Here is a 22,570-nt window from a genome sequence, read left to right on the forward strand (position 1 = left end):
TGAATGGACAAGCTATCGATTCGCGGGGGCCGGCCGCTCCACGGCGAGGTCCGCATTTCCGGCGCCAAGAACGCGGCGCTGCCGCAGCTGTGCGCCGCGCTCCTGACCGCCGACCCGGTGACGCTGGAGAACGTGCCGCGGCTGCAGGACGTGGCCACCATGCTCAAGCTGATCCGCAACATGGGCGCCAGCGCCGAGCGCAACGCCCAAGGCAGTGTGCGCATCGATTCAAGCAAGCTCAGCTCGCCGGAAGCGCCGTACGAGCTCGTGAAGACGATGCGCGCCTCGGTGCTGGCGCTGGGCCCGCTGCTGGCGCGCTTCGGCGAAGCCACCGTGTCGCTGCCGGGCGGCTGCGCCATCGGCTCGCGGCCGGTGGACCAGCACATCAAGGGCCTCCAGCAGATGGGCGCCGAGATCCTGGTGGAGCACGGCTACATGATCGCCAAGCTGCCCAAGGGCCGCGAACGTCTGCGGGGCGCGAGCATCACCACCGACATGGTGACCGTCACCGGCACCGAGAACTTCATGATGGCCGCGGCGCTGGCCGATGGCGAGACGGTGCTGGAGAACGCCGCCCAGGAGCCGGAGATCGGCGACCTGGCCGAGATGCTGATCCGCATGGGCGCGAAGATCGAAGGCCACGGCACCAGCCGCATCCGCATCGAGGGCGTGCCGCGCCTTTCCGGCTGCACGCATCGCGTGGTGGCCGACCGCATCGAGGCCGGCACCTTCCTGTGCGCCGTCGCGGCCACGGGCGGTGAGGCGCTCCTGCGCCATGGCCGCGCCGACCACCTCGAGGCGGTGATCGAGAAGCTGCGCCAGGCGGGCGCCGAAGTGTCGGCGGTGGATGAAGGCATCCGCATCCGGGCTGACGGGCGCCTCAAGGCCCAGAGCTTCCGCACCACCGAGTACCCCGGCTTTCCCACCGACATGCAGGCGCAGTTCATGGCGCTGAACGCGGTGGCCGAAGGCGCTTCGCACGTCACCGAGACCATCTTCGAGAACCGCTTCATGCACGTGAACGAGCTGGTTCGCCTGGGCGCGAAGATCCAGGTGGACGGCAAGGTCGCGGTGGTCGAAGGCGTGCCGCGCTTGTCGGGCGCCACCGTGATGGCCACCGACCTGCGGGCTTCCGCAAGCCTCGTCATCGCCGGCCTCGTGGCCGAAGGCGAGACGCTGGTCGACCGCATCTACCACCTGGACCGCGGCTACGACCAGATGGAAGGCAAGCTGCGCGGCCTGGGCGCGGAGATCGAGCGGATCGGGGCATGACCATTACGCTCGCGCTCTCCAAGGGCCGCATCTTCGACGAGACGATGCCGCTGCTGCAGGCCGCGGGCATCCGCGTGCTCGAAGACCCGGAGAAGTCGCGCAAGCTGATCCTGCCCACGAACCGCGCTGAGTTGCGCGTGGTCCTCGTTCGGGCCACCGACGTGCCGACGTACGTGCAGTACGGCGGCGCGGACCTCGGCGTGACCGGCCTGGACACGCTGATCGAGCACGGCGGCCAGGGCCTGTACCAGCCTCTCGACCTGGACATTGCGCGTTGCCGCGTCAGCGTGGCCGTGCGCTCCGACTTCGACTACGCCAGCGCCGTGCGCCAGGGCTCGCGCCTGCGCGTGGCCACCAAGTACGTGTCCATCGCGCGCGAGTTCTTCGCGGCCAAGGGCGTGCACGTCGACCTGATCAAGCTGTACGGCAGCATGGAACTGGCGCCGCTCACCGGCTTGGCCGACGCCATCGTGGACCTGGTCTCCACCGGCGGCACGCTCAAGGCCAACCAGCTGGTGGAGGTCGAGCGCATCATGGACATCAGCTCGCGCCTGGTGGTCAACCAGGCCGCGCTCAAGCTCAAGCAGGCCCCGATCCGGGAGCTGATCGACGCCTTCTCGCGCGCCTCGGCGGCGCAGCCCTCGTGATGGTCTTGCAAGCCCGCCCCCTTCGCCTGTCCACCGCCGACGCCGGTTTCGAAGCTGCCTTTGAGGCGCGGCTGCATTGGTCGGCGGACACGGACGCGCAGGTTGAGCAGGCCGTGACGGACATCCTCGAAGCGGTGCGCAAGCGAGGCGACGAGGCGGTGCTGGAGTTCACCCGCCGCTTCGACCGGCTGCAGGCGCCTTCGATGGCTGCGCTGGAGCTCAAGCCCGCCGAACTGAAGGCCGCGTTCGAGTCGCTGCCTGCCGCGCAGCGCTCCGCCCTCGAGACCGCTGCGGCCCGCGTGCGCAGCTACCACGAGGCGCAGAAGCAGGCCAACGGCCAGGGCTGGAGCTATCGCGACGCCGACGGCACGCTGCTCGGCCAGAAGGTCACGCCGCTGGACCGCGTCGGCATCTATGTGCCCGGGGGCAAGGCGGCCTACCCGTCCTCGGTGCTGATGAACGCGATCCCGGCGCATGTCGCGGGCGTCGGCGAGATCATCATGGTGGTGCCCACGCCGGGCGGCGAGAAGAACCCGCTGGTGCTGGCCGCGGCGCACGTCGGGGGCGTGCACCGCGCGTTCACGGTCGGTGGCGCCCAGGCCATCGGCGCACTCGCTTACGGAACGAAGACGGTGCCGCGCGTCGACAAGATCACCGGACCGGGAAACGCGTATGTCGCGAGCGCCAAGCGGCGCGTCTTCGGCCTGGTCGGCATCGACATGATCGCCGGCCCGAGCGAGATCCTCGTGCTGGCCGACGGCAGCACGCCCGCCGACTGGGTGGCGATGGACCTGTTCTCCCAGGCCGAGCACGACGAACTCGCGCAGAGCATCCTGCTGTGCCCCGACGCCGGCTACATCGACCGCGTGCAGCAGGAGATCGATCGCCTCCTGCCGGAGATGCCGCGCGCCGAGATCATCGCCAGGTCCCTGAGTGGCCGCGGCGCCCTGATCCGCACGCGCGACATGGCGCAGGCCTGCGAGATCAGCAACCGCATCGCGCCGGAGCACCTGGAGATTGCGAGCACCGAGCCGCACCGCTGGGAGCCGCTGCTCAAGCACGCCGGCGCGATCTTCCTGGGCGGCTACACCAGCGAGAGCCTGGGCGACTACTGCGCCGGCCCCAACCACGTGCTGCCCACCAGCAGCACCGCGCGCTTCTCCAGCCCGCTCGGCGTGTACGACTTCCAGAAACGCAGCAGCCTGATCGAGGTGAGCGAAGCCGGCGCGCAGTCGCTGGGCCGAGTAGCCGCCACGCTCGCCCATGGCGAAGGCCTGCAGGCGCATGCGCGGGCCGCCGAGATGAGGATCAAGCCATGAGCGCCGCACTGCCGCCGCGGCTCGCACGTTTGATCCGCCAGGACGTGCAGGGCATGCACGCCTACGCCGTCCAGCCCTCGGAGGGCATGGTCAAGCTCGATGCGATGGAGAACCCGCATCGCCTCTCGCCGGCGCTCCAGCGCGAGCTCGGCGAACGGCTCGGGGCGGTGGCGCTGAACCGCTACCCGGGCCAGCGCGTCGAGACGCTGCGTCAAGCCCTCGCAACGTATGCGAAGGTGCCGGAGGGCTTCGACCTGATGCTGGGCAACGGCTCCGACGAGCTGATCTCGATGCTGGCCATGGCCTGCGACGTGCCGGGCGCGAGCATCCTTGCACCGGTGCCGGGCTTCGTGATGTACGGCATGAGCGCGCAGCTGCAGGGGCTGAAGTTCATTCCGGTGGATCTCACGCCGGACTTCGAGCTGGACGAGCGCGCGATGCTGGCGGCCATCGAACAGCACCAGCCCTCGATCATCTACATCGCCTACCCCAACAACCCGACAGCCAATCTGTGGGACGATGCGGTGATCGAGCGCATCGTGCAGGCCGCGCCGGGGCTGGTCGTGATCGACGAGGCCTACCAGCCGTTCGCCAGCCGCAGCTACGCCGACCGGATCACCCGCCACGGGCACGTGCTGCTGATGCGCACGCTGAGCAAGTTCGGCCTCGCCGGCGTCCGCATCGGCTACCTCATCGGTCCTGCGGCGCTGATCGCCCAGATCGACAAGGTGCGCCCGCCGTACAACATCAGCGTGCTCAACTGCGAGGCCGCGCTGTTCGCGCTTGAGCACGCCGACGTGTTCGACGAGCAGGCGGCGCAACTGCGGCGCGAGCGCGGGCTGCTGCTCGAGCGCCTGGCCGCTCTGCCGAACGTGAAGGCCTGGCGCAGCGACGCCAACATGGTCCTGGTGCGGGTGCCCGATGCCGACCGCGCCTTCCAGGGAATGAAGGCGCGCGGCGTGCTCGTCAAGAACGTTTCTAAAATGCATCCACTGCTGGCCAACTGCCTGCGCCTGACCGTCGGCACCGCCGACGACAACGCGCAGATGCTCCAAGCCCTGCAGACATCCTTATGAGACGCCGGGCCGCTCCCAAGTCGAATACCGCAGCGCGTAGCGCGAAGGATTACTGATGCTCACCGCGCGCACCGCCGAGATCACCCGCAACACCGCCGAGACCCGCATCACCGTGCGCGTCAACCTCGACGGCACGGGCCAGGCCCGCCTGGCCACCGGCATCGGCTTCTTCGACCACATGCTCGACCAGATCGCCCGGCACGGGATGGTCGACCTCGACGTCGAAGCCAAGGGCGACCTGCACATCGACGGCCACCACACGGTCGAGGACGTGGGCATCACGATCGGCCAGGCCGTGGCCAAGGCCATCGGCGACAAAAAAGGCATCCGCCGCTACGGCCATGCCTACGTGCCGCTGGACGAGGCGCTGTCGCGCGTGGTCATCGACTTCTCCGGCCGGCCGGGGCTTGTCATGAACGTGCCATTCAAGAGCGGGATGATCGGCAGCTTCGACACCCAGCTCGCGCACGAGTTCTTCCAGGGTTTCGCCAACCATGCGTTCGTCACCCTGCACATCGACAACCTGCGCGGCGAGAACGCCCACCACCAGTGCGAGACGGTGTTCAAGGCCTTCGCCCGCGCGCTGCGCGCGGCGGTGGAGCTGGACCCGCGCGCGGCGGGCACCATTCCTTCGACGAAGGGCTCGCTCTGATGCACTTGTCCCGGGCCGGGCGCACGGGCACTTGAGATGAAAACGGTAGCGGTCGTCGATTACGGCATGGGCAACCTGCGTTCGGTTTCGCAGGCGGTGCTGCATGCCGCCCAGGACTCGGGCTTCAAGGCCCTGATCACCTCGCGCGCCGAGGAAGTCCGCGCGGCCGAACGCGTCGTGCTGCCGGGGCAGGGCGCGATGCCCGACTGCATGCGCGAGCTGCGCGACTCGGGCCTGCTGCCCGCCGTGCTCGAGGCGGCCGCAAGCAAGCCGCTGTTCGGCGTCTGCGTCGGCATGCAGATGCTGCTGGATCGCAGCGAGGAGGGCCCGAGCGAAGGCTTGGGCCTGATCCCCGGCGAGGTGAAGCGGTTCGAGCTGGCCGGCCGCCTGCAGGCCGACGGCAGCCGCTTCAAGGTGCCGCAAATGGGATGGAACGCCGTGTGGCAGGCGCAGCCGCATCCGATGTGGGGCGGCATCGCCGACGGCGCATGGTTCTATTTCGTCCACAGCTTCTACGCCCGGCCGTCGGAAGCGCGCCACAGCGCGGGCGAGGCCGACTATGGCGGCCGCTTTACCGCCGCGCTGGCCCGCGATAATATTTTTGCGACCCAGTTCCACCCCGAGAAAAGCGCTGACGCAGGCCTCGCCCTCTATCGGAATTTCCTTCGCTGGAACCCCTGACGCCCCACAGGCATCGTCCGCAGTCCGGCCCTCCCAACGCCGCATTCCCCCTCCTCCATGCTCCTCATTCCCGCTATCGACCTGAAGGACGGGCATTGCGTACGCCTCAAGCAGGGCGACATGGACCAGGCCACCACCTTCAGCGAGGACCCCGCCTCCATGGCGCGCAACTGGCTGTCCAAGGGGGCGCGCCGCCTGCACCTGGTCGACCTGAACGGCGCCTTCGCCGGCAAGCCGCAGAACTTCGCGGCGGTGAAGTCCATCCTCAAGGCCGTGGGCGACGAGATCCCGGTGCAACTGGGTGGCGGCATCCGCGACCTGGACACGATCGAGAAGTACATCGACAGCGGCCTGCGCTACGTGATCATCGGCACCGCCGCCGTCAAGAACCCGGGCTTCCTGAAAGACGCGTGCAGCGCCTTCGGCGGCCACATCATCGTGGGCCTGGACGCCAAGGACGGCAAGGTCGCCACCGACGGCTGGAGCAAGCTCACCGGCCATGAGGTGATCGACCTGGCCCGCAAGTTCGAGGACTGGGGCGTCGAATCCATCGTCTACACCGACATCGGCCGCGACGGCATGCTTACCGGCATCAACGTCGAGGCCACGGTGAAGCTCGCGCAGGCGCTGACCATCCCGGTGATCGCCTCCGGCGGCCTCGCCGGCCTCCCCGACATCGAGAAGCTCTGCGCCGTCGAGGACGAGGGCATCGAGGGCGTGATCTGCGGGCGCGCCATCTACAGCGGCGACCTCGATTTCGTGCAGGCGCAGGCCAAGGCCGACGAACTTTCCAGGGATTGAGCGCCGCAAGGCGCCCGATCAACTTGCCATGCTCGCCAAGCGAATCATTCCCTGCCTGGACGTCACCGGCGGCCGCGTCGTCAAGGGCGTCAACTTCGTGGAGCTGCGCGATGCGGGCGACCCGGTGGAGATCGCGGCCCGCTACAACGAGCAGGGCGCCGACGAGCTCACCTTCCTGGACATCACGGCCACGAGCGACGGCCGCGACCTGATCCTGCACATCATCGAGGCGGTCGCCTCGCAGGTGTTCATTCCGCTGACGGTGGGCGGCGGCGTCCGCACGGTGGAAGACGTGCGGCGGCTGCTGAATGCGGGCGCCGACAAGACCAGCTTCAATTCGGCCGCCATCGCCAACCCGGACGTGATCAGCGCGGCTTCGGCCAAGTACGGCGCGCAGTGCATCGTGGTGGCGATCGACGCCAAGCGGCGCACGGGCGCGGAAGAAGCGGAGCGCAGCGCGGGCTGGGACGTCTACAGCCACGGCGGCCGGCGCAATACCGGCCTGGACGCGGTGCAATGGGCGGCCGAGATGGCGCGCCGCGGCGCCGGCGAGATCCTGCTCACGAGCATGGACCGCGACGGCACCAAGTCAGGCTTCGACCTGGAACTGACGCGCGCGGTCAGCGACGCGGTGCCCGTGCCGGTGATCGCCTCGGGCGGCGTCGGCAACCTCGACCATCTGGCCGACGGCGTGCAGAAGGGCGGGGCGGACGCGGTGCTGGCCGCCAGCATCTTCCATTACGGCGAGTACACGGTCGCGCAGGCCAAGGCGCGCATGGCCGAGCGCGGGATCCCGGTCCGGCGCTGAGCGTCCGCCGTGCCGATGGCCGACAATGCGGCCCATGGACTGGCTGGACGAAGTCAAGTGGGATGCCTCCGGCCTGGTGCCCGTGATTGCCCAGGAGCAGGCCACCGGCGATGTGCTGATGTTCGCGTGGATGAACCGCGAGGCCCTGCAGCGCACGGCTGAGCTCGGCCGCGCCGTGTACTTCAGCCGTTCGCGCAATCGCCTGTGGTTCAAGGGCGAGGAATCGGGCCACGTGCAGCAGGTGCACGAGATCCGCATGGACTGCGACAACGACGTGCTGCTGCTCAAGGTGACCCAGCGGGGCCACGATCCATCCATTGCGTGCCACACGGGCCGGCACAGCTGCTTCTTCCAGCGCCACGAGGATGGGCGCTGGAAAACGGTCGAGCCGGTGCTGAAGAACCCCGGACACATCTACTCGCAAGGCTCATGAACGCCAACGATTCCCTGGCCCGCCTGGCGGCTGTCATCGAGACCCGCAAGCCCGGCCGTGGCGGCGACCCCGAAAGCAGCTACGTCGCGCGCCTGCTGCACAAGGGACCGGACGCCTTCCTCAAGAAGATCGGCGAGGAGGCCACCGAGGTCGTGATGGCCGCCAAGGACACCGGCAACGGCGGCGACCCCGCGAAACTGGTGGGCGAGGTCGCGGACCTGTGGTTCCACAGCATGATCGCGCTGGCGCACTACGGCTTGTCGCCGGCCGACGTGATCGCGGAGCTCGAGCGCCGCGAGGGCACCAGCGGCATCGAGGAAAAGGCGTTGCGCAAGGCGCGTCAGCGGGAAGGAGCAGGCGAATGAGCGAGACCGACTTCACGGCGTTCGAGGGCAAGAAGCCCGAGGACCGCACCATCATGCACGTGCTGTACGGCATGCACACCTTCGCGCCCTTCACGTACTGGGTGCTCGCCATCATCGCGATGGTGGTGAACTACGTGCGGCGCTCCGACGAATTCGACGCCATCTACGTCTCGCACCACAACTACATGATCTCCACGTTCTGGTGGAGCCTGCTGTGGCTGCTGGTGACGGCCCCGCTGTACCTGCTGTTCTTCTTCCCCGGCATGGTGGCCCACGCCATCGTCGGCCTCTGGTACCTCTACCGCTGCGTCCGCGGCTGGCTGCGGTTCACCGACGGGCGGCCGCCTTACTGATCGCCATGAGCCAACACGACCCGAACTGCATCTTCTGCAAGATCGTCCAGGGCGCGATCCCCTCGCGCAAGGTGTACGAGGACGACGAGATCTTCGTCTTCAACGACATCAATCCCTGGGCGCCGGTGCACTTCCTGATGGTTCCCAAGGACCACATCCCGTCGCTCGCGCACGTGGGGCCGGAACATGCGGCGCTGCTGGGCAAGATGCTCGCGCTCGCGCCGAAGCTGGCGGCGCAGAACGGCGCGAGGCCGTACCCCGAGGGCGGGCACCGCGTGCAGATCAACACCGGCGACGACGGCGGGCAGGAGGTGCATCACCTGCACCTGCACGTGATCGGCGGCCCGCGCCCCTGGCGCAGGGGCTGACCCTTCGCGCACAGCAGGTTCCGGCCGGGAAGGCGCGGCCCTGCCGACTAAAATCGAGGCAATTCATTCAGGAGTTGATCCATGGGTTCGTTTTCCATCTGGCACTGGCTGGTCGTGCTGCTGATCGTGGTGCTGGTGTTCGGCACCAAGAAGTTGAAGAACATGGGCTCGGACCTTGGCGGCGCCGTCAAGGGCTTCAAGGACGGCATGAAGGACGGTTCGCAGCCGGACACCCCGGTGCCGCCGACGCAGCAGGTCACCGGCAACCCGCCGGCCGCGGCTTCCGATCGCACGACCATCGACGTCGAGGCGCGCAACAAGTCGTGACAGCGTTTGCGAAAGGCGCCCTCGGGTGATCGATCTCGGGCTTTCCAAGATGGCGCTCATCGGGGCGGTGGCGTTGATCGTCATCGGCCCCGAGAAGCTGCCGCGCGTCGCCCGCACCGTCGGGACGCTGCTGGGCAAGGCCCAGCGGTACGTCAACGACGTCAAGGCCGAGGTCAACCGCTCGATGGAGCTCGATGAGCTTCGCAAGATGAAGGAGAGCGTGGAAACCGCCGCGCGCGACGTCGAGAACTCCGTGCGCACGGGCACGGCCGACTTCGAGAAGCAGTGGTCCGACGCGGTCGGCAGCGCCGGCGAGTCGCAGCCGGCCATCGAGCCGCCGCCCTCCTATCCCGAGTACAAGCACCCGAAGAAGAAGTGGCGCCTGAAGCAGGGCGCCACGCCGCAGTGGTACAAGGCCCGCAACGGGATCCGGACCCGGGCGCTGTCGGGCGCGGCCCGCGTGGCGCGCTTTCGGCCCAAGAAACTCAACTGATGGCCCAGCCCGACAAGGAAGACGAGCTCGCGGGCAGCGAGCAGCCGTTCGTCGCCCACCTCGTGGAGCTGCGCGACCGGCTCCTCTATTGCATTTACGGCATCGTCGCCGCCGTGATCGTCCTGGCGATCTGGCCGGGACCCAACGGCCTGATCGACTTCATCGCGCAGCCGATCCGCGCCCACATGCCGCCGGACGCGAAGCTGATCGCCGTAGGCGTGTTCTCGCCGTTCTTCGTGCCACTCAAGGTGCTTCTGCTGGTGGCGGTCCTGCTGGTGCTGCCGTGGCTGATGTACCAGTTGTGGGCCTTCGTCGCGCCGGGCCTGTACAGCCATGAGAAGCGCTTCGCGCTTCCGCTGATCATCTTCGGCAGCGGGCTGGCCTACGCGGGCATCGCCTTCGTGCAGTTCTTCGTGCTGGACAAGATGTTCGGCTTCATCCAGGGCTTCACGCCGGAGAGCGTGGCCGCTACGCCAGACATCGCGTCGTACGTGGAAGCGATCCTGGGCCTGTACATCGCGTTCGGGCTGGCGTTCCAGGTGCCCATCGTGGTGATGCTGCTGGTGCGCTTCGAGCTCGTCACGATCCAGAAGCTCAAGGAATTCCGCGGCTACTTCATCGTGATCGCGTTCATCGTCGCCGCGGTGGTGACGCCGCCGGACGTGATCTCCCAGCTCGCACTCGCGGTGCCGATGGTGATCCTGTACGAGGTGGGCATCCTCGGCGCCCGCTGGTTCGTCAAGGCGACGCGCGCGCCGGAAGACAGCTCCGACGCGGCCGAGAAGACTTCCTGACCGCCGTCAGCGCGGCACCTGCCGCGGCTTGGGCCGCAGGCCCGGCGTCACGTTCAGCTGCAGCGATTCCTCGCGGCGCTGCACCTTGAAAGGCGCTGGCGTTCCCGGCTTGAGCGCGGCGACGTTGGTGAGCAGTTCCGAGACGTTGTCGATCTGCTTGCCGGCCACCTCGACGATGACGTCCCCCGGTCGCAGGCCCGCCTGGGCGGCCGGCCCGTTCTGCAGCACGCCGGTGACCAGCACGCCATTGCGCGCCTTCACGCCGAAGGTCTGCATCAGGTCGGGCGACAGGTCGGCCGGCTCCACGCCGATCCAGCCGCGCCGCACCACGCCGTCCTTGACGATGCCTTCCAGCACCTGCTTGGCCGTGGACACCGGGATCGCGAAGCCGATCCCCAGGCTGCCGCCCGAGCGCGAATAGATCGCGGTGTTGATGCCCATCAGCTGGCCGTTGACGTCGACCAGCGCGCCGCCCGAATTGCCCGGGTTGATCGCGGCGTCGGTCTGGATGAAGTTCTCGAAGGTGTTGATGCCCAGCTGGTTGCGGCCGAGCGCGCTCACGATGCCGCTGGTGACGGTCTGCCCGACGCCGAACGGGTTGCCGATCGCCAGCACCTGGTCGCCCACCTGCAGCGCGTCGGAGTTGCCCAGCGTGATCGCGGGCAAGCGGTCGAGCGTGATCCGCAGGACGGCCAGGTCCGTGTCGGGGTCCGTGCCGATCACCTTCGCCTGCGTCGTTCGGCTGTCATTGAGCGTGACCTCGATCTCGTCGGCGCCTTCGACCACGTGGTTGTTGGTGAGGATGTAGCCGTCGGGGCTGATGATCACGCCGCTGCCCAGGCCCACCTGCGGCTGGCCGCCCTGGTCGCCGAAGAAGAAGCGGAACCAGGGATCGTTGGCCTGCGGATTGCGCTGCGGCGCCTTGCTGGTGTTGATGCTCACGACGGCGGCGGAAGCACGCTGCGCGGCCTGGCGGAAGCTGCCCACCGGCGGGACCGGAGCGCCCGCGGACGCAGGTGCCTCCAGCAGCGTCACGCCCGTGCTCTGGGTCGTGATGCCGGGGCGCCGCAGCCAGTCCGGCTTGAGCGTCGCCACCACGAAATAGGCGGCCAGCAGGATGGTGACGGTCTGCGAGAACAGGAGCCAGGAGCGGCGCATGGAGGGGCTTGAGGGCGAAACCAGCAGTGTAGATCGCGCGGCATTCCGGCGTGGGTGCCGGCTGCGCGGGCGGCGCGCGCTCCTCCACAATGGAGCTTTTCCCGGGCCACCGATGACTTCCCGCCAGCACCTCGCCGACGCGTTCGATTCGCTGCTCCAGCCCGAGCGCTTCAAGGACTACGGACCCAACGGCCTGCAGGTCGAGGGCCGGGCCGAGGTGCGGCGCATCGTCTCGGGCGTCACGGCCAGCCGCGCGCTCATCGAGGCGGCCGTGCAGACCGGCGCCGACGCGGTGTTCGTCCACCACGGCCTGTTCTGGCGCGGGCAGGACGGCCGCGTGACCGGGTGGATGAAGCAGCGCCTTTCGCTGCTGCTGCAGCACGACATCAACCTGTTCGCCTACCACCTGCCGCTGGATGCTCACCCCGAGCTGGGCAACAACGCGCAGCTGGGCGCTGTGCTCGGGCTGCAGGCCCGGTCGCGCTTCGGCGAGCAGGACCTCGGCTTCCTCGGGATGCGGCAGGACGGCGCGGCCTTCGGCAGCCCGCGTGCGCTGGCCGACCATGTGCAGCAGGTGCTCGGCCGGGTGGTGACCCTGGTGGAGGGCGGCGCCGGGCCGGTGTCGCGCATCGGCTGGTGCACGGGCGGTGCGCAAGGCTACTTCGAGGCGGCGATCGCGGCGGGCGCGCAGGCCTTCATCACCGGCGAGATCTCGGAGCCGCAGGCGCACTACGCGCGCGAATGCGGTGTGAGCTTCCTGGCCTGCGGGCACCACGCGACCGAGCGCTACGGCGCGCCGGCGGTGGCCGCGCACGTCGCGGCGGCGCTCGGGATCGAGCACCGGTTCATCGACATCGACAACCCCGCGTGAGGCACGCGTGAGTCCCGCTGGACAGCCCATCGCGATCACTCAGGGAGACCCCGCCGGCATCGGCGGCGAGATCATCGCCCGGTTGTTCCGCGACCATCCGCAAGACGTGCCGGGCTGCTTCGCCGTGGGCGACCTGCTCCATCTGCGTCGCTCCGTCGATGCCATCGCAGCGGCCGGGCACGCGAGCCTGCCGGTCGCGCTGATCCAATCGCCGCGCGAGGCGCTCGAGGTGCCGCCGCGCTGCATTCCACTCCTCGCGTCGAGCGAAGCGCAGGCGCTCGTGCCGTGGGGCCAGGTGGACGCCGCCGCCGGCCGGATCGCGGCGGATGCTGTGGTGTGGGCCGCGCGGGCCGCGTTGCGAGGCGATGTCGCCGCTGTCGTGACCGCGCCCTTGCACAAGGAGGCGCTGGCGGCGGCCGGCGTCACCTACCCGGGCCACACCGAATTGCTGCAGGCGGAGGCGGCGGCGCATGCCGGCTGCGACCTCGCCCGGATGCCGGTGCGGATGATGCTGGCCAGCGAGGAACTGCGGACGGTGCTCGTGAGCATCCACGTCTCCTTGCGCGATGCGATCGCGGCGGTGACGCGCGAGAACGTGCTGGAGACGCTGCGCATCACGCACGCCGCGCTGTCGCCCTTGCTGGGCCGCTCGCCGCGCATCGGTGTCGCGGGACTCAATCCGCACGCCGGGGAGGGCGGCCTGTTCGGGCGCGAGGAGCAGGACGCGATCGTCCCGGCCTTGCAGGCCGCGAAGGCTGAAGGCATCGACGCCTCCGGTCCCTGGGCGCCCGACACCGTCTTCATGCGCGCGCGGTCCACGCCGCAGCGCGCAGGCGAGTTCGACGTGGTCGTCGCGATGTACCACGACCAGGGCCTGATCCCGGTGAAGTACCTGGGCCTGGAGCAGGGCGTGAACGTGACGCTCGGCCTGCCGCTGGTGCGCACCAGCCCGGACCACGGCACCGCCTTCGACATCGCGGGCACGGGCCGGGCCGATCCGTCCAGCCTGCTGGCCGCATTGCGAATGGCGCGGCGGCTGGCCGCCGGAAACAGCGCGCCGGCTACTTCCTGAGGCTGTCGCGGATCTCGCGCAGCAGCACGATGTCCTCCGGCGGTGCGCCCGGGGCGGCGGCCGCCGGATCTGCATGCGCGCGCTTGATGCGGTTGATCTGCCGGACCATCAGGAAAATGATGAGCGCGAGGATCAGGAAGTTCACCAGCACGGTGACGAAGTTTCCCCACGCGAACACCGGCACTCCGGCCTTGGTCACGTCCGCCAGCGTGCGCGGCACGCCTGGGGGCAGGGGCCCCAGCAGCAGGAACCTGTTGCTGAAGTCCAGGTCGCCGGTGAAGAGGCTCACGACCGGCATGACGAGGTCCTTGACCAGCGAGTCGACGATCTTGCCGAAGGCGGCGCCGATGATCACGCCCACGGCGAGGTCGACCACGTTGCCCTTGACCGCGAACTCGCGGAACTCCTTGGCCATGCCCATAGACGCTCCTTGTGGTTGTGGATGCGCGCGAGTATGGCGCAGCGGTTTTCGATGCCCGCGCGGGTGGCATCGTCGGGATACGGTCGGCTACAATCGCGGGTTGACCTTACAAGCGATCTCCCTTCGAGGATTACATGAGTGACACCCCACTGGACTCCAGCAAGCGGACGTGGCTGATCGCCTCCGGCTGTGCTGGCGCGGCCGGCGCTGCATTCACCGCCGTTCCCTTCGTGGCCAGTTTCCAGCCCTCCGAGAGGGCCAAGGCGGCCGGGGCTCCGGTGGAAGTCGACATCTCCACGCTCAAACCCGGCGAGAAGGTGACCGTCGAGTGGCGCGGCAAGCCCGTGTGGATCATGCGTCGCACGCCCGAGCAGCTCGCTTCGCTGCAGAAGATCGAAGGGCAACTGGCCGACCCGAAGTCCGAGCGCACCGCGTACCCGACGCCCGAGTACGCCAAGAACCAGTACCGCTCGATCAAACCCGAGCTGTTCGTCGCCGTCGGCATCTGCTCGCACCTGGGCTGCTCGCCCAGCGACAAGCTGCAGCCCGGCCCGCAGCCCTCGCTGCCGGACGACTGGCAGGGCGGCTTCCTGTGCCCCTGCCACGGCTCCACGTTCGACGTGGCCGGCCGCGTGTTCGCCAACAAGCCCGCGCCCGACAACCTCGAAGTGCCGCCGCACATGTACCTCTCCGACTCGCGCCTGCTGATCGGCGAAGACAAGAAGGCCTGAGCGGGAAAGCACCATGGCTGAATTCAAGGAAATCTCCCCGAACGCGACGATGGGCCAGAAACTGGCCAACTGGTTCGACAACCGCTACCCGTCGGCGGGGCTGTTCTACAAGGCGCACCTGTCCGAGTACTACGCGCCCAAGAACTTCAATTTCTGGTACTTCTTCGGCTCGCTCGCGCTGCTGGTGCTGGTGATCCAGATCGTCACCGGCATCTTCCTGGTGATGCACTACAAGCCGGACGCCAGCACGGCGTTCGCCTCCGTCGAGTACATCATGCGCGACGTTCCCTGGGGCTGGCTGGTGCGCTACATGCACTCGACCGGCGCCTCGGCGTTCTTCATCGTCGTGTACCTGCACATGTTCAAGGCCTTGATGTACGGCAGCTACCGCAAGCCGCGCGAACTGGTCTGGATCTTCGGCTGCGCCATCTTCCTGACGCTGATGGCCGAAGCCTTCATGGGCTACCTGCTGCCGTGGGGCCAGATGTCCTACTGGGGTGCGCAGGTGATCGTGAACCTGTTCTCCGCGATTCCGTTCATCGGCCCCGACCTGGCGCTGCTGATCCGCGGCGACTACGTGGTGAGCGACGCCACCCTCAACCGCTTCTTCAGCTTCCACGTCATCGCCGTGCCGCTGGTGCTGCTGGGACTGGTGGTGGCGCACATCCTGGCGCTGCACGACGTCGGCTCCAACAACCCCGACGGCGTGGAGATCAAGGGCCCGCAGGCGCCCAGGGACGCCAGCGGCAGGCCGGTAGACGGCATCCCCTTCCACCCGTACTACACCGTGCACGACATCATGGGCGTGTCGGTGTTCCTGATGATCTTCTCGGCGGTGATCTTCTTCGCGCCCGAGTTCGGCGGCTACTTCCTCGAGTACAACAACTTCATCCCGGCCGACCCGCTGAAGACGCCGCCGCACATCGCGCCGGTCTGGTACTTCACGCCGTACTACTCGATGCTGCGGGCCATCACGACGGACATGATGTACGTGCTGGTGCTGTTCGTCGCGCTGGCGGCCGCCTTCGTGCTGCTGCGCTCCCGCATGGGCATGATCGGCAAGGCCGTCGCGCTCGTCGCCGCCGCCCTGGGCATCCTGCTGATGCTGGTGCTGGACCCCAAGTTCTGGGGCGTGGTGGTGATGGGCGCGGCGGTGATCATCCTGTTCTTCCTGCCCTGGCTGGACAACAGCCCGGTCAAGTCGATCCGCTACCGCCCGGGCTGGCACAAGTGGGTGTACGCCGCGTTCGTGGCCGTGTTCCTGGTGCTGGGCTACCTGGGCGTGCAGCCGCCGTCGGAGGTCGGGCAGCTCGTTTCGCAGATCGGCACCGTCCTGTACTTCGGCTTCTTCTTGCTGATGCCCTGGTGGAGCCGGCTGGGCGAGTTCAAGCCCGTCCCCGATCGCATCACCTTCGCCGCGCACTGATCCCGGGGACACGACCAGAATGAAAAAGCTTCTCCTTTCCCTGGCCGTCGCGCTGTCGGCCCTGCTGGCTGCGCCCGCGCACGCGGCAAGCGAAGGCATCGCATGGGACCAGGCGCCGGACATGACGACCGACCTGCCGTCCCTGCAGAACGGCGCCAAGCTGTTCGTCAACTATTGCCTCAGCTGCCACTCGGCGGCGTTCATGCGCTTCAACCGCCTGCGCGACATCGGCCTGACCGAGCAGCAGATCAAGGACAACCTGCTGTTCACCACCGACAAGGTGGGCGACACGATGAAGGCCGCCATCGACCCCAAGCAGGCCAAGGAATGGTTCGGCGCCAACCCGCCCGACCTGACGCTGATCGCGCGCTCCCGCTCCGGCCACGGCGGCACGGGCGCCGATTACCTCTACACGTTCCTGCGCACCTTCTACCGCGACCCCACCAAGCCCACGGGCTGGAACAACCTGGTGTTTCCCAACGTCGGCATGCCGCATGTCCTGTGGGAGCTGCAGGGCATCCGTGAGCCGGTGTTCGACACCGTCACTTCGCACGGCCACGAGACCCAGGTGTTCAAGGGCTGGAAGCAGGTCACTCCCGGCACGATGTCGCCGGTGCAGTACGACGAGGCGATCGCCGGCCTTGTGGGCTACCTGCAGTGGATGGCCGAGCCGGCGCAGAACACCCGCGTGCGCGTCGGCGTTTGGGTCCTGATGTTCCTGCTGGTCTTCACGGTGATCGCCTGGCGCCTGAACGCGGCCTTCTGGAAGGAAGTCCGATAGACACGCGGGAGCGCTGTCCGGCGGCGCCGGCTCGCCTCCTCACGGACACGGTCGGCTCGCCGACCGTGTTTTCACTTTTGCCAAGGAGCCATTGACATGATGGTGCTGTACTCGGGAACCACCTGCCCGTTTTCCCACCGCTGCCGCTTCGTCCTGTTCGAAAAGGGCATGGACTTCGAGATCCGCGACGTCGACCTCTACAACAAGCCGGAGGACATCAACGTCATGAACCCGTACGGCCAGGTCCCCATCCTGGTCGAGCGCGACCTGATCCTGTACGAGTCGAACATCATCAACGAGTACATCGACGAGCGCTTCCCGCATCCGCAGCTGATGCCCGGCGATCCGGTGGACCGCGCGCGCGTGCGGCTGTTCCTCCTCAACTTCGAGAAGGAGCTGTTCGTCCACGTGAGCACGCTCGAGTCGCGCGCCGCCAAGGGCAACGAGAAGGCGCTGGAGAAGGCCCGCTCGCACATCCGCGACCGTCTGACGCAGCTGGCGCCCGTCTTCCTCAAGAACAAGTACATGCTGGGCGACAACTTCTCGATGCTCGACGTCGCCATCGCCCCGCTGCTGTGGCGCATGGACTACTATGGCATCGAGCTGTCCAAGAATGCCGCGCCGCTTCTCAAGTACGCCGAACGCATCTTCTCGCGCCCGGCCTACATCGAGGCGCTGACGCCGTCCGAAAAGGTGATGCGCAAGTAATCATGGCCCCCACGCTTGCCACTTCGTGTGCTGCGCTGCCCCCCGAGGGGGCCGCAGTCGCCTTGGGGCGGCCCGGCGGCGACTGTCGCGCCAACTAGGATGAACGCACTGGAGTCGACGTCCACGCGCCCGTACCTGATCCGGGCCCTGTACGACTGGTGCACCGACAACGGGCTGACGCCCTATGTCGCGGTGCAGGTGGACGACACCGTCCAGGTCCCGCGCGAGTACGTCAAGAACGGCGAGATCGTGCTGAACATCAGCTTCGACGCCACCAGCTCGCTCAAGCTGGGCAACGAGTTCATCGAGTTCAAGGCCCGGTTCGCCGGCACGGCGCGCGAGATCATGGTCCCCGTCAACCGCGTCATCGCCATCTACGCACGGGAGAACGGCCAGGGGATGGCCTTCCCGGTGCCGGCGCCCGGTGCCGAGCCGTCCAGGCCTTCGCCCCTGAGCAGCGTGCCCGCCGCCGGCACGTCCTCGGACGAAGGCAAGGTGGTCCAGCTGGTCACGCCCGAGGCGGGTGGCGGCGGCGCGCCGGACGGCGATCCGCCCAAGCCCCCCACGGGGCCCCGGCCCACGCTCAAGCGGGTCAAGTGAGCCCGGGACGCGCCCTGCGGCCGCGGCGCGCCCTAGAATTTCCGGCCAAGCCGATTTAGCTCAGTGGTAGAGCAACCGCCTTGTAAGCGGTAGGTCGTCAGTTCGATCCCGACAATCGGCACCAATTTCACGCTTCCCGCCGTTCGGCTCGCTGTCAAGCCCGTCCGGCGGCTCACCTGCCCGCGGCCTGGACCCGGATTCTGATTGCTGTAACCTGCCATCCCAGGTCGCACAGCTGAGCTTGCAACGCAGGCAGTACCTGTCTCAGTTTCGCGGCCGCGGCGTTGCCTTCCACCAGCAGGCACCAGGCCGTTCCCTCGATGGGACCGGGCTTGACGGCGGATCGCAATCCCGCGGGGAGGAGCGATTCGATCGCCCGGAGCCGTGCACCGGATTCCCGCGCCAGCTCCGCCAGCCTCGCCAGAGTGGGCGAGTCCTCGGCGGCCTGCTGCAGGGTGACGGGATGGAGTCTTCGGTCCAAAGGGCGGATGGAGGAGAAGCGAAATGAACTTCATTATCACGGACGCCTGGCTCGCCAAGAGCCGCGCCATTCACCTGAGCGGCCGCCGGCTGGGGGTCGCGTTGTGCGGACTCTCGCTGCTGCTCGCGATGACGGTGGCGACGCTGTACCACTGGGTCATCCTCAAGGGCGCACGCGAGGGCTGGCCCGTCGTCGGTGCGATCGTGCGGCTGGTGGTCCAGGACGAGATCGAGCAGCGCGAGCGCTACATGCGCGAGAACCTCGACGCCATGGCTCGCCGCGTCGGCGAGATGCAGGCCAAGCTGGTGCAGCTGGAAGCGCTCGGCGAGCGCGTATCGGGCCTGGCCGGCGTCAATCCGGCCGAGATCAAGACCGTGCCCGCCCGCGGCGGCGCCCTGGTTTCCGGCCGGCCGCTTTCGATGGAGGAACTGCAGACCACGCTGTCCGACCTGGACGCCGTGGCGGACAACCGCGTGGACCTGCTGACCGTGGTCGAGTCGCGCCTCTTCGACCAGCGCGTGCGCAAGATGATGGTGCCCACCCAGCATCCCGTGAACGGCGTGCGCGCGGGTTCGGCTTTCGGCTATCGAATCGATCCCTTTACCGGCCGCTCGGCCCTGCACACCGGGCTGGACTTCCAGGCCGACACCGGCACGGCCATCCTGGCCGCCGCCGGCGGCGTGGTCGTCACCCAGGAGCCGCACCATGCCTACGGCAACATGGTCGAGGTCGATCACGGCAACGGCCTGGTCACGCGCTACGCGCACGCCTCGCGCGTGCTGGTCCGCAAGGGCGACCTGGTCAAGCGCGGCCAGAAGATCGCCGAGGTGGGGTCGACGGGCCGCTCGACCGGTCCGCATCTGCACTTCGAGGTGATGCTCGACGGCGTGCCCCAGGATCCGCAGAAGTTCCTCAACGCGGGCGCCCACCTGCCCGGCATGGGTTCCAGCCGGATTGCCGCTGCGGCCCGGCGGTAAAATCTTCCCCTTTACCCCGGCTGCCGCTTGCGGCGGCCGGCGGTGACCCCCAACTGCTGCAGCATCTAAGGACTGCGCTGCCCTGTCGGGCCTTCGGGCCGGCAGGGCAGCATCGCGTTCATGGCCAAGAACTTCCTGACCCAGATTTTCGGATCCCGCAACGACCGGCTGCTCAAGCAGTACCGCCGGGTCGTCGACCAGATCAACGCGCTGGAGCCGCAGCTGGAGCAGCTGAACGACGAGCAGCTGCGCGGCAAGACCGAGGAGTTCAAGGACCGGGTGGCCAAGGGCGAGGCGCTCGATGCGCTGCTGCCCGAAGCTTTCGCCGTCGTGCGCGAAGGCTCCAAGCGCGTCATGAAGATGCGCCACTTCGACGTGCAGCTGCTGGGCGGCATGGCGCTGCACAACGGCAAGATCGCCGAGATGCGCACCGGTGAGGGCAAGACGCTTACCGCGACGCTGTCCGTGTACCTCAACGCGCTCACCGGAAAGGGCGTCCACGTCGTCACGGTCAACGACTACCTGGCCAACCGCGACGCCCAGTGGATGGGCAAGCTGTACAACTTCCTCGGGCTGACGGTGGGCGTGAACCTGCCGCACATGCCGCGCGAGCAGAAGCAGTCAGCCTACCGCTCCGACATCACCTACGGCACGAACAACGAGTTCGGCTTCGACTACCTGCGCGACAACATGGTGTACGAGCCGGCCGACCGCGTGCAGCGCGGCCTGCAGTACGCCATCGTCGACGAGGTGGACTCGATCCTGATCGACGAGGCGCGCACGCCGCTGATCATCAGCGGCCAGGCCGAGGACCACACCGACCTGTACGTCGCCATCAACAAGGTGGTGCCGATGCTGACCAAGCAGGAAGGCGAAGCCGACCCGCGCACGGGCGAGGGCATCATCAAGCCGGGCGACTTCACCGTGGACGAGAAGACCCACCAGGTCTACCTCACCGAGCAGGGCCACGAGAACGCCGAGCGCATCCTGTTCAACCTCGGCCTGATCCCCGAGGGCGCCTCGCTGTACGACCCGGCCAACATCACCCTGATGCACCACCTGTACGCGGCGCTGCGGGCCAAGCACCTGTACCACCGCGACCAGCACTACGTCGTGCAGCGCGGCGAAGAAGGCAAGATGGAAGTCGTCATCGTCGACGAATTCACCGGCCGCCTGATGGCCGGACGCCGCTGGAGCGACGGCCTGCACCAGGCCGTGGAAGCCAAGGAAGGCGTGCCGATCCAGCCGGAAAACCAGACGCTGGCGTCCATCACCTTCCAGAACTACTTCCGCCTCTACGCCAAGCTGGCGGGCATGACCGGCACGGCCGACACCGAAGCCTACGAGTTCCAGGAGATCTACGGCCTGGAGACCGTCGTGATCCCACCCAACAAGCCGAGCCGCCGCGAGGACCAGCTCGATCGCGTCTACAAGACCACGCGCGAGAAGTACGAGGCTGCCATCGAGGACATCAAGGAGTGCTACGGGCGCGGCCAGCCGGTGCTGGTGGGCACGACCTCGATCGAGAATTCCGAGATCATCGACCAGCTGCTGATCAAGGAAGGCCTGCCGCACCAGGTGCTGAACGCCAAGCAGCACGCGCGCGAAGCCGAGATCGTGGCGCAGGCCGGCCACTCGAAGATGATCACCATCGCCACCAACATGGCGGGCCGCGGCACCGACATAGTGCTGGGCGGCAACGTGGAAAAGGCCGTCGAGGCGGTGGAGGCGGACGAATCGGTGGACCCTGCGGCCAAGCAGCAGCGCATCGCCGAGCTGCGGTCGGAGTGGCAGAAGGACCACGAGTTCGTGGTGCAGCAGGGCGGCCTGCGCATCATCGCCACCGAGCGCCATGAGTCGCGCCGCATCGACAACCAGCTGCGCGGCCGCTCCGGACGCCAGGGCGACCCGGGCTCCTCGCGCTTCTACCTGAGCCTGGACGACCCGCTGATGCGCATCTTCGCGGGAGACCGCGTCAAGGCCATCATGGACCGCCTGAAAATGCCCGACGGCGAGGCCATCGAGGCCGGCATCGTCACGCGAAGCATCGAGAGCGCGCAGCGCAAGGTGGAGGCGCGCAACTTCGACATCCGCAAGCAGCTGCTCGAGTACGACGACGTCGCCAACGACCAGCGCAAGGTGATCTACCAGCAGCGCAACGACATCATGGACGCGGGCGACCTGTCGGCCCAGATCGCCGCGCTGCGCGAAGGCTGCTTCACCGACCTGGTCCACCAGTATGTGCCGCCGGAGTCGGTGGAGGAGCAGTGGGACATCGCGGGCCTGGAGAAGGCGCTGGCCGACGACTGGGGCATCCAGTTGCCGCTGCAGAAACAGGTGCAGGAATCCAGCGCCATCACCGACGAGGACCTGCTCGAGATGGTGATCAAGGCCTCGCACGAAGCGTTCGAGCGCAAGGTGGCGGAGATCGGCCCGCAGAACTTCACTCAGTTCGAGCGCGTGGTGCTGCTCCAGAGCATCGACACGCACTGGCGCGAGCACCTCGCGGCGCTCGACTACCTGCGCCAGGGCATCCACCTGCGCGGCTACGCGCAGAAGCAGCCCAAGCAGGAGTACAAGCGCGAGGCCTTTGAGCTGTTCGGCCAGTTGCTTGATTCGGTCAAGAACGAGGTCACCAAGATCCTCATGACCGTGCGCGTCCAGTCCAGCGAACAGCTGGACCAGGCGGCGGAGGACATGGAGGAGCGCGCCGAGCGCATTTCGAACGTCACCTACACCGCGCCCAACGAGACCGGCGAAGTCGAGAGCCGGCTGGACGAGGCCACCGCGGTGCGCGCCACTGCCGCCGCGGCCGCCCTGGCGACGATGCCGCGAGTGGGCCGCAACGATCCCTGCCCCTGCGGGAGCGGCAAGAAGTACAAGCAGTGCCACGGCAAGTTGGCCTGAAGGCCACAGCGCGTGGCGTCCCGCGCGTGCTCACCTGTCAGGACTGAC

General features: G+C 67.9%; 27 protein-coding genes and 1 tRNA gene. 25 read left to right on the forward strand and 3 right to left on the reverse strand.

Annotated features, from left to right (window positions below; genetic code table 11):
- Nucleotides 1-3: 3 nt before the first annotated feature.
- The 15 genes from murA to tatC all read left to right on the forward strand — a co-directional run bounded on the left by murA (nt 4) and on the right by tatC (nt 10,389).
- Complete coding sequence (murA, locus tag EZ313_RS12210; protein WP_135263407.1) at nt 4-1,272, forward strand: UDP-N-acetylglucosamine 1-carboxyvinyltransferase; 1,269 nt, start codon at nt 4-6, stop codon at nt 1,270-1,272.
- On the forward strand, nt 1,269-1,919 hold the full coding sequence (gene hisG / locus EZ313_RS12215) for an ATP phosphoribosyltransferase (RefSeq protein WP_135263408.1): 651 nt from the start codon (nt 1,269-1,271) through the stop codon (nt 1,917-1,919). Before murA ends, hisG begins: the two co-directional genes overlap by 4 nt.
- The gene (hisD, locus tag EZ313_RS12220) at nt 1,919-3,238 is read left to right on the forward strand and encodes a histidinol dehydrogenase (protein ID WP_135263409.1); all 1,320 of its coding nucleotides are present in this window, start codon (nt 1,919-1,921) and stop codon (nt 3,236-3,238) included. The genes hisG and hisD overlap by 1 nt, the downstream gene beginning before the upstream one ends.
- On the forward strand, nt 3,235-4,314 hold the full coding sequence (gene hisC / locus EZ313_RS12225) for a histidinol-phosphate transaminase (RefSeq protein WP_135263410.1): 1,080 nt from the start codon (nt 3,235-3,237) through the stop codon (nt 4,312-4,314). Before hisD ends, hisC begins: the two co-directional genes overlap by 4 nt.
- A 55-nt stretch (nt 4,315-4,369) precedes the next feature.
- The gene (hisB, locus tag EZ313_RS12230; protein ID WP_135263411.1) at nt 4,370-4,966 is read left to right on the forward strand and encodes an imidazoleglycerol-phosphate dehydratase HisB; all 597 of its coding nucleotides are present in this window, start codon (nt 4,370-4,372) and stop codon (nt 4,964-4,966) included.
- Nucleotides 4,967-5,002: 36 nt separating this feature from the next.
- Nucleotides 5,003-5,647 (forward strand): imidazole glycerol phosphate synthase subunit HisH, encoded by a 645-nt coding sequence (gene hisH / locus EZ313_RS12235; protein ID WP_135263412.1) that lies wholly within the window; start codon nt 5,003-5,005, stop codon nt 5,645-5,647.
- A gap of 57 nt (nt 5,648-5,704) precedes the next feature.
- Nucleotides 5,705-6,448: a 1-(5-phosphoribosyl)-5-[(5-phosphoribosylamino)methylideneamino]imidazole-4-carboxamide isomerase gene (hisA, locus tag EZ313_RS12240; RefSeq protein WP_135263413.1), complete on the forward strand. Its 744-nt coding sequence runs from the start codon at nt 5,705-5,707 to the stop codon at nt 6,446-6,448.
- Nucleotides 6,449-6,476: 28 nt separating this feature from the next.
- A complete protein-coding gene (gene hisF, locus EZ313_RS12245) occupies nt 6,477-7,256 on the forward strand; it encodes an imidazole glycerol phosphate synthase subunit HisF (protein WP_135263414.1) in 780 nt (259 codons plus the stop codon).
- A 25-nt stretch (nt 7,257-7,281) separates the two neighbouring features.
- Nucleotides 7,282-7,689, forward strand: a complete 408-nt coding sequence (gene hisI, locus EZ313_RS12250) for a phosphoribosyl-AMP cyclohydrolase (RefSeq protein WP_205960364.1) — start codon at nt 7,282-7,284, stop codon at nt 7,687-7,689.
- A complete protein-coding gene (locus EZ313_RS12255) occupies nt 7,686-8,054 on the forward strand; it encodes a phosphoribosyl-ATP diphosphatase (protein ID WP_135263416.1) in 369 nt (122 codons plus the stop codon). The genes hisI and EZ313_RS12255 overlap by 4 nt, the downstream gene beginning before the upstream one ends.
- Nucleotides 8,051-8,407 (forward strand): DUF4870 family protein, encoded by a 357-nt coding sequence (locus EZ313_RS12260; RefSeq protein ID WP_135263417.1) that lies wholly within the window; start codon nt 8,051-8,053, stop codon nt 8,405-8,407. Before EZ313_RS12255 ends, EZ313_RS12260 begins: the two co-directional genes overlap by 4 nt.
- A gap of 5 nt (nt 8,408-8,412) precedes the next feature.
- Nucleotides 8,413-8,775, forward strand: coding sequence for a histidine triad nucleotide-binding protein (locus tag EZ313_RS12265; protein WP_135263418.1), 363 nt, complete (start codon nt 8,413-8,415; stop codon nt 8,773-8,775).
- Nucleotides 8,776-8,856: 81 nt separating this feature from the next.
- Nucleotides 8,857-9,102 carry a Sec-independent protein translocase subunit TatA gene (gene tatA, locus EZ313_RS12270; protein WP_135263419.1) on the forward strand — a complete coding sequence of 82 codons (246 nt, stop codon included), beginning with the start codon at nt 8,857-8,859 and terminating at the stop codon, nt 9,100-9,102.
- A 25-nt stretch (nt 9,103-9,127) separates the two neighbouring features.
- A complete protein-coding gene (gene tatB / locus EZ313_RS12275; protein WP_135263420.1) occupies nt 9,128-9,595 on the forward strand; it encodes a Sec-independent protein translocase protein TatB in 468 nt (155 codons plus the stop codon).
- Nucleotides 9,595-10,389 carry a twin-arginine translocase subunit TatC gene (gene tatC, locus EZ313_RS12280; RefSeq protein ID WP_135263421.1) on the forward strand — a complete coding sequence of 265 codons (795 nt, stop codon included), beginning with the start codon at nt 9,595-9,597 and terminating at the stop codon, nt 10,387-10,389. Before tatB ends, tatC begins: the two co-directional genes overlap by 1 nt.
- Before the next feature lie 6 nt (nt 10,390-10,395).
- Here tatC and EZ313_RS12285 read toward each other — a convergent pair whose 3' ends face one another.
- The gene (locus EZ313_RS12285) at nt 10,396-11,547 is read right to left on the reverse strand and encodes a S1C family serine protease (RefSeq protein WP_135263422.1); all 1,152 of its coding nucleotides are present in this window, start codon (nt 11,545-11,547) and stop codon (nt 10,396-10,398) included.
- A 112-nt stretch (nt 11,548-11,659) separates the two neighbouring features.
- On the opposite strand from EZ313_RS12285, the gene EZ313_RS12290 reads away from it, so the two are divergent.
- On the forward strand, nt 11,660-12,418 hold the full coding sequence (locus EZ313_RS12290; RefSeq protein ID WP_135263423.1) for a Nif3-like dinuclear metal center hexameric protein: 759 nt from the start codon (nt 11,660-11,662) through the stop codon (nt 12,416-12,418).
- Between the two features lie 7 nt (nt 12,419-12,425).
- The gene (pdxA, locus tag EZ313_RS12295; RefSeq protein WP_135263424.1) at nt 12,426-13,490 is read left to right on the forward strand and encodes a 4-hydroxythreonine-4-phosphate dehydrogenase PdxA; all 1,065 of its coding nucleotides are present in this window, start codon (nt 12,426-12,428) and stop codon (nt 13,488-13,490) included.
- On the opposite strand, the gene mscL is transcribed toward pdxA, so the two are convergent.
- On the reverse strand, nt 13,480-13,911 hold the full coding sequence (mscL, locus tag EZ313_RS12300) for a large conductance mechanosensitive channel protein MscL (protein ID WP_135263425.1): 432 nt from the start codon (nt 13,909-13,911) through the stop codon (nt 13,480-13,482). The two genes, pdxA and mscL, sit on opposite strands and share 11 nt — an antisense overlap.
- Nucleotides 13,912-14,045: 134 nt before the next feature.
- Between mscL and petA the strand changes: the two genes are divergently transcribed.
- From petA to EZ313_RS12330, 6 genes are all read left to right on the forward strand, one after another.
- Nucleotides 14,046-14,642, forward strand: coding sequence for a ubiquinol-cytochrome c reductase iron-sulfur subunit (gene petA, locus EZ313_RS12305; RefSeq protein ID WP_135263426.1), 597 nt, complete (start codon nt 14,046-14,048; stop codon nt 14,640-14,642).
- A 13-nt stretch (nt 14,643-14,655) separates the two neighbouring features.
- Complete coding sequence (locus EZ313_RS12310; protein WP_135263427.1) at nt 14,656-16,068, forward strand: cytochrome b; 1,413 nt, start codon at nt 14,656-14,658, stop codon at nt 16,066-16,068.
- Between the two features lie 19 nt (nt 16,069-16,087).
- On the forward strand, nt 16,088-16,849 hold the full coding sequence (locus EZ313_RS12315) for a cytochrome c1 (protein ID WP_135263428.1): 762 nt from the start codon (nt 16,088-16,090) through the stop codon (nt 16,847-16,849).
- Between the two features lie 96 nt (nt 16,850-16,945).
- Nucleotides 16,946-17,557: a glutathione S-transferase N-terminal domain-containing protein gene (locus EZ313_RS12320; protein ID WP_135263429.1), complete on the forward strand. Its 612-nt coding sequence runs from the start codon at nt 16,946-16,948 to the stop codon at nt 17,555-17,557.
- A gap of 99 nt (nt 17,558-17,656) precedes the next feature.
- Nucleotides 17,657-18,157: a ClpXP protease specificity-enhancing factor gene (locus EZ313_RS12325; RefSeq protein ID WP_135263430.1), complete on the forward strand. Its 501-nt coding sequence runs from the start codon at nt 17,657-17,659 to the stop codon at nt 18,155-18,157.
- A 49-nt stretch (nt 18,158-18,206) separates the two neighbouring features.
- Nucleotides 18,207-18,281: transfer RNA gene (locus EZ313_RS12330), tRNA-Thr, on the forward strand.
- Between the two features lie 48 nt (nt 18,282-18,329).
- Here the strand turns inward: EZ313_RS12330 and EZ313_RS23605 are convergent.
- Nucleotides 18,330-18,638, reverse strand: coding sequence for a hypothetical protein (locus EZ313_RS23605; RefSeq protein ID WP_135263431.1), 309 nt, complete (start codon nt 18,636-18,638; stop codon nt 18,330-18,332).
- A 23-nt stretch (nt 18,639-18,661) separates the two neighbouring features.
- Between EZ313_RS23605 and EZ313_RS12340 the strand changes: the two genes are divergently transcribed.
- Nucleotides 18,662-19,615, forward strand: coding sequence for a M23 family metallopeptidase (locus EZ313_RS12340; RefSeq protein ID WP_135263432.1), 954 nt, complete (start codon nt 18,662-18,664; stop codon nt 19,613-19,615).
- Nucleotides 19,616-19,735: 120 nt separating this feature from the next.
- Entirely contained in the window at nt 19,736-22,522 is a 2,787-nt protein-coding gene (secA, locus tag EZ313_RS12345; protein ID WP_135263433.1) for a preprotein translocase subunit SecA, read from the forward strand.
- Nucleotides 22,523-22,570 lie beyond the last annotated feature (48 nt).

The sequence above is a fragment of the Ramlibacter henchirensis genome (genome assembly GCF_004682015.1).
Taxonomy (GTDB): domain Bacteria; phylum Pseudomonadota; class Gammaproteobacteria; order Burkholderiales; family Burkholderiaceae_C; genus Ramlibacter; species Ramlibacter henchirensis.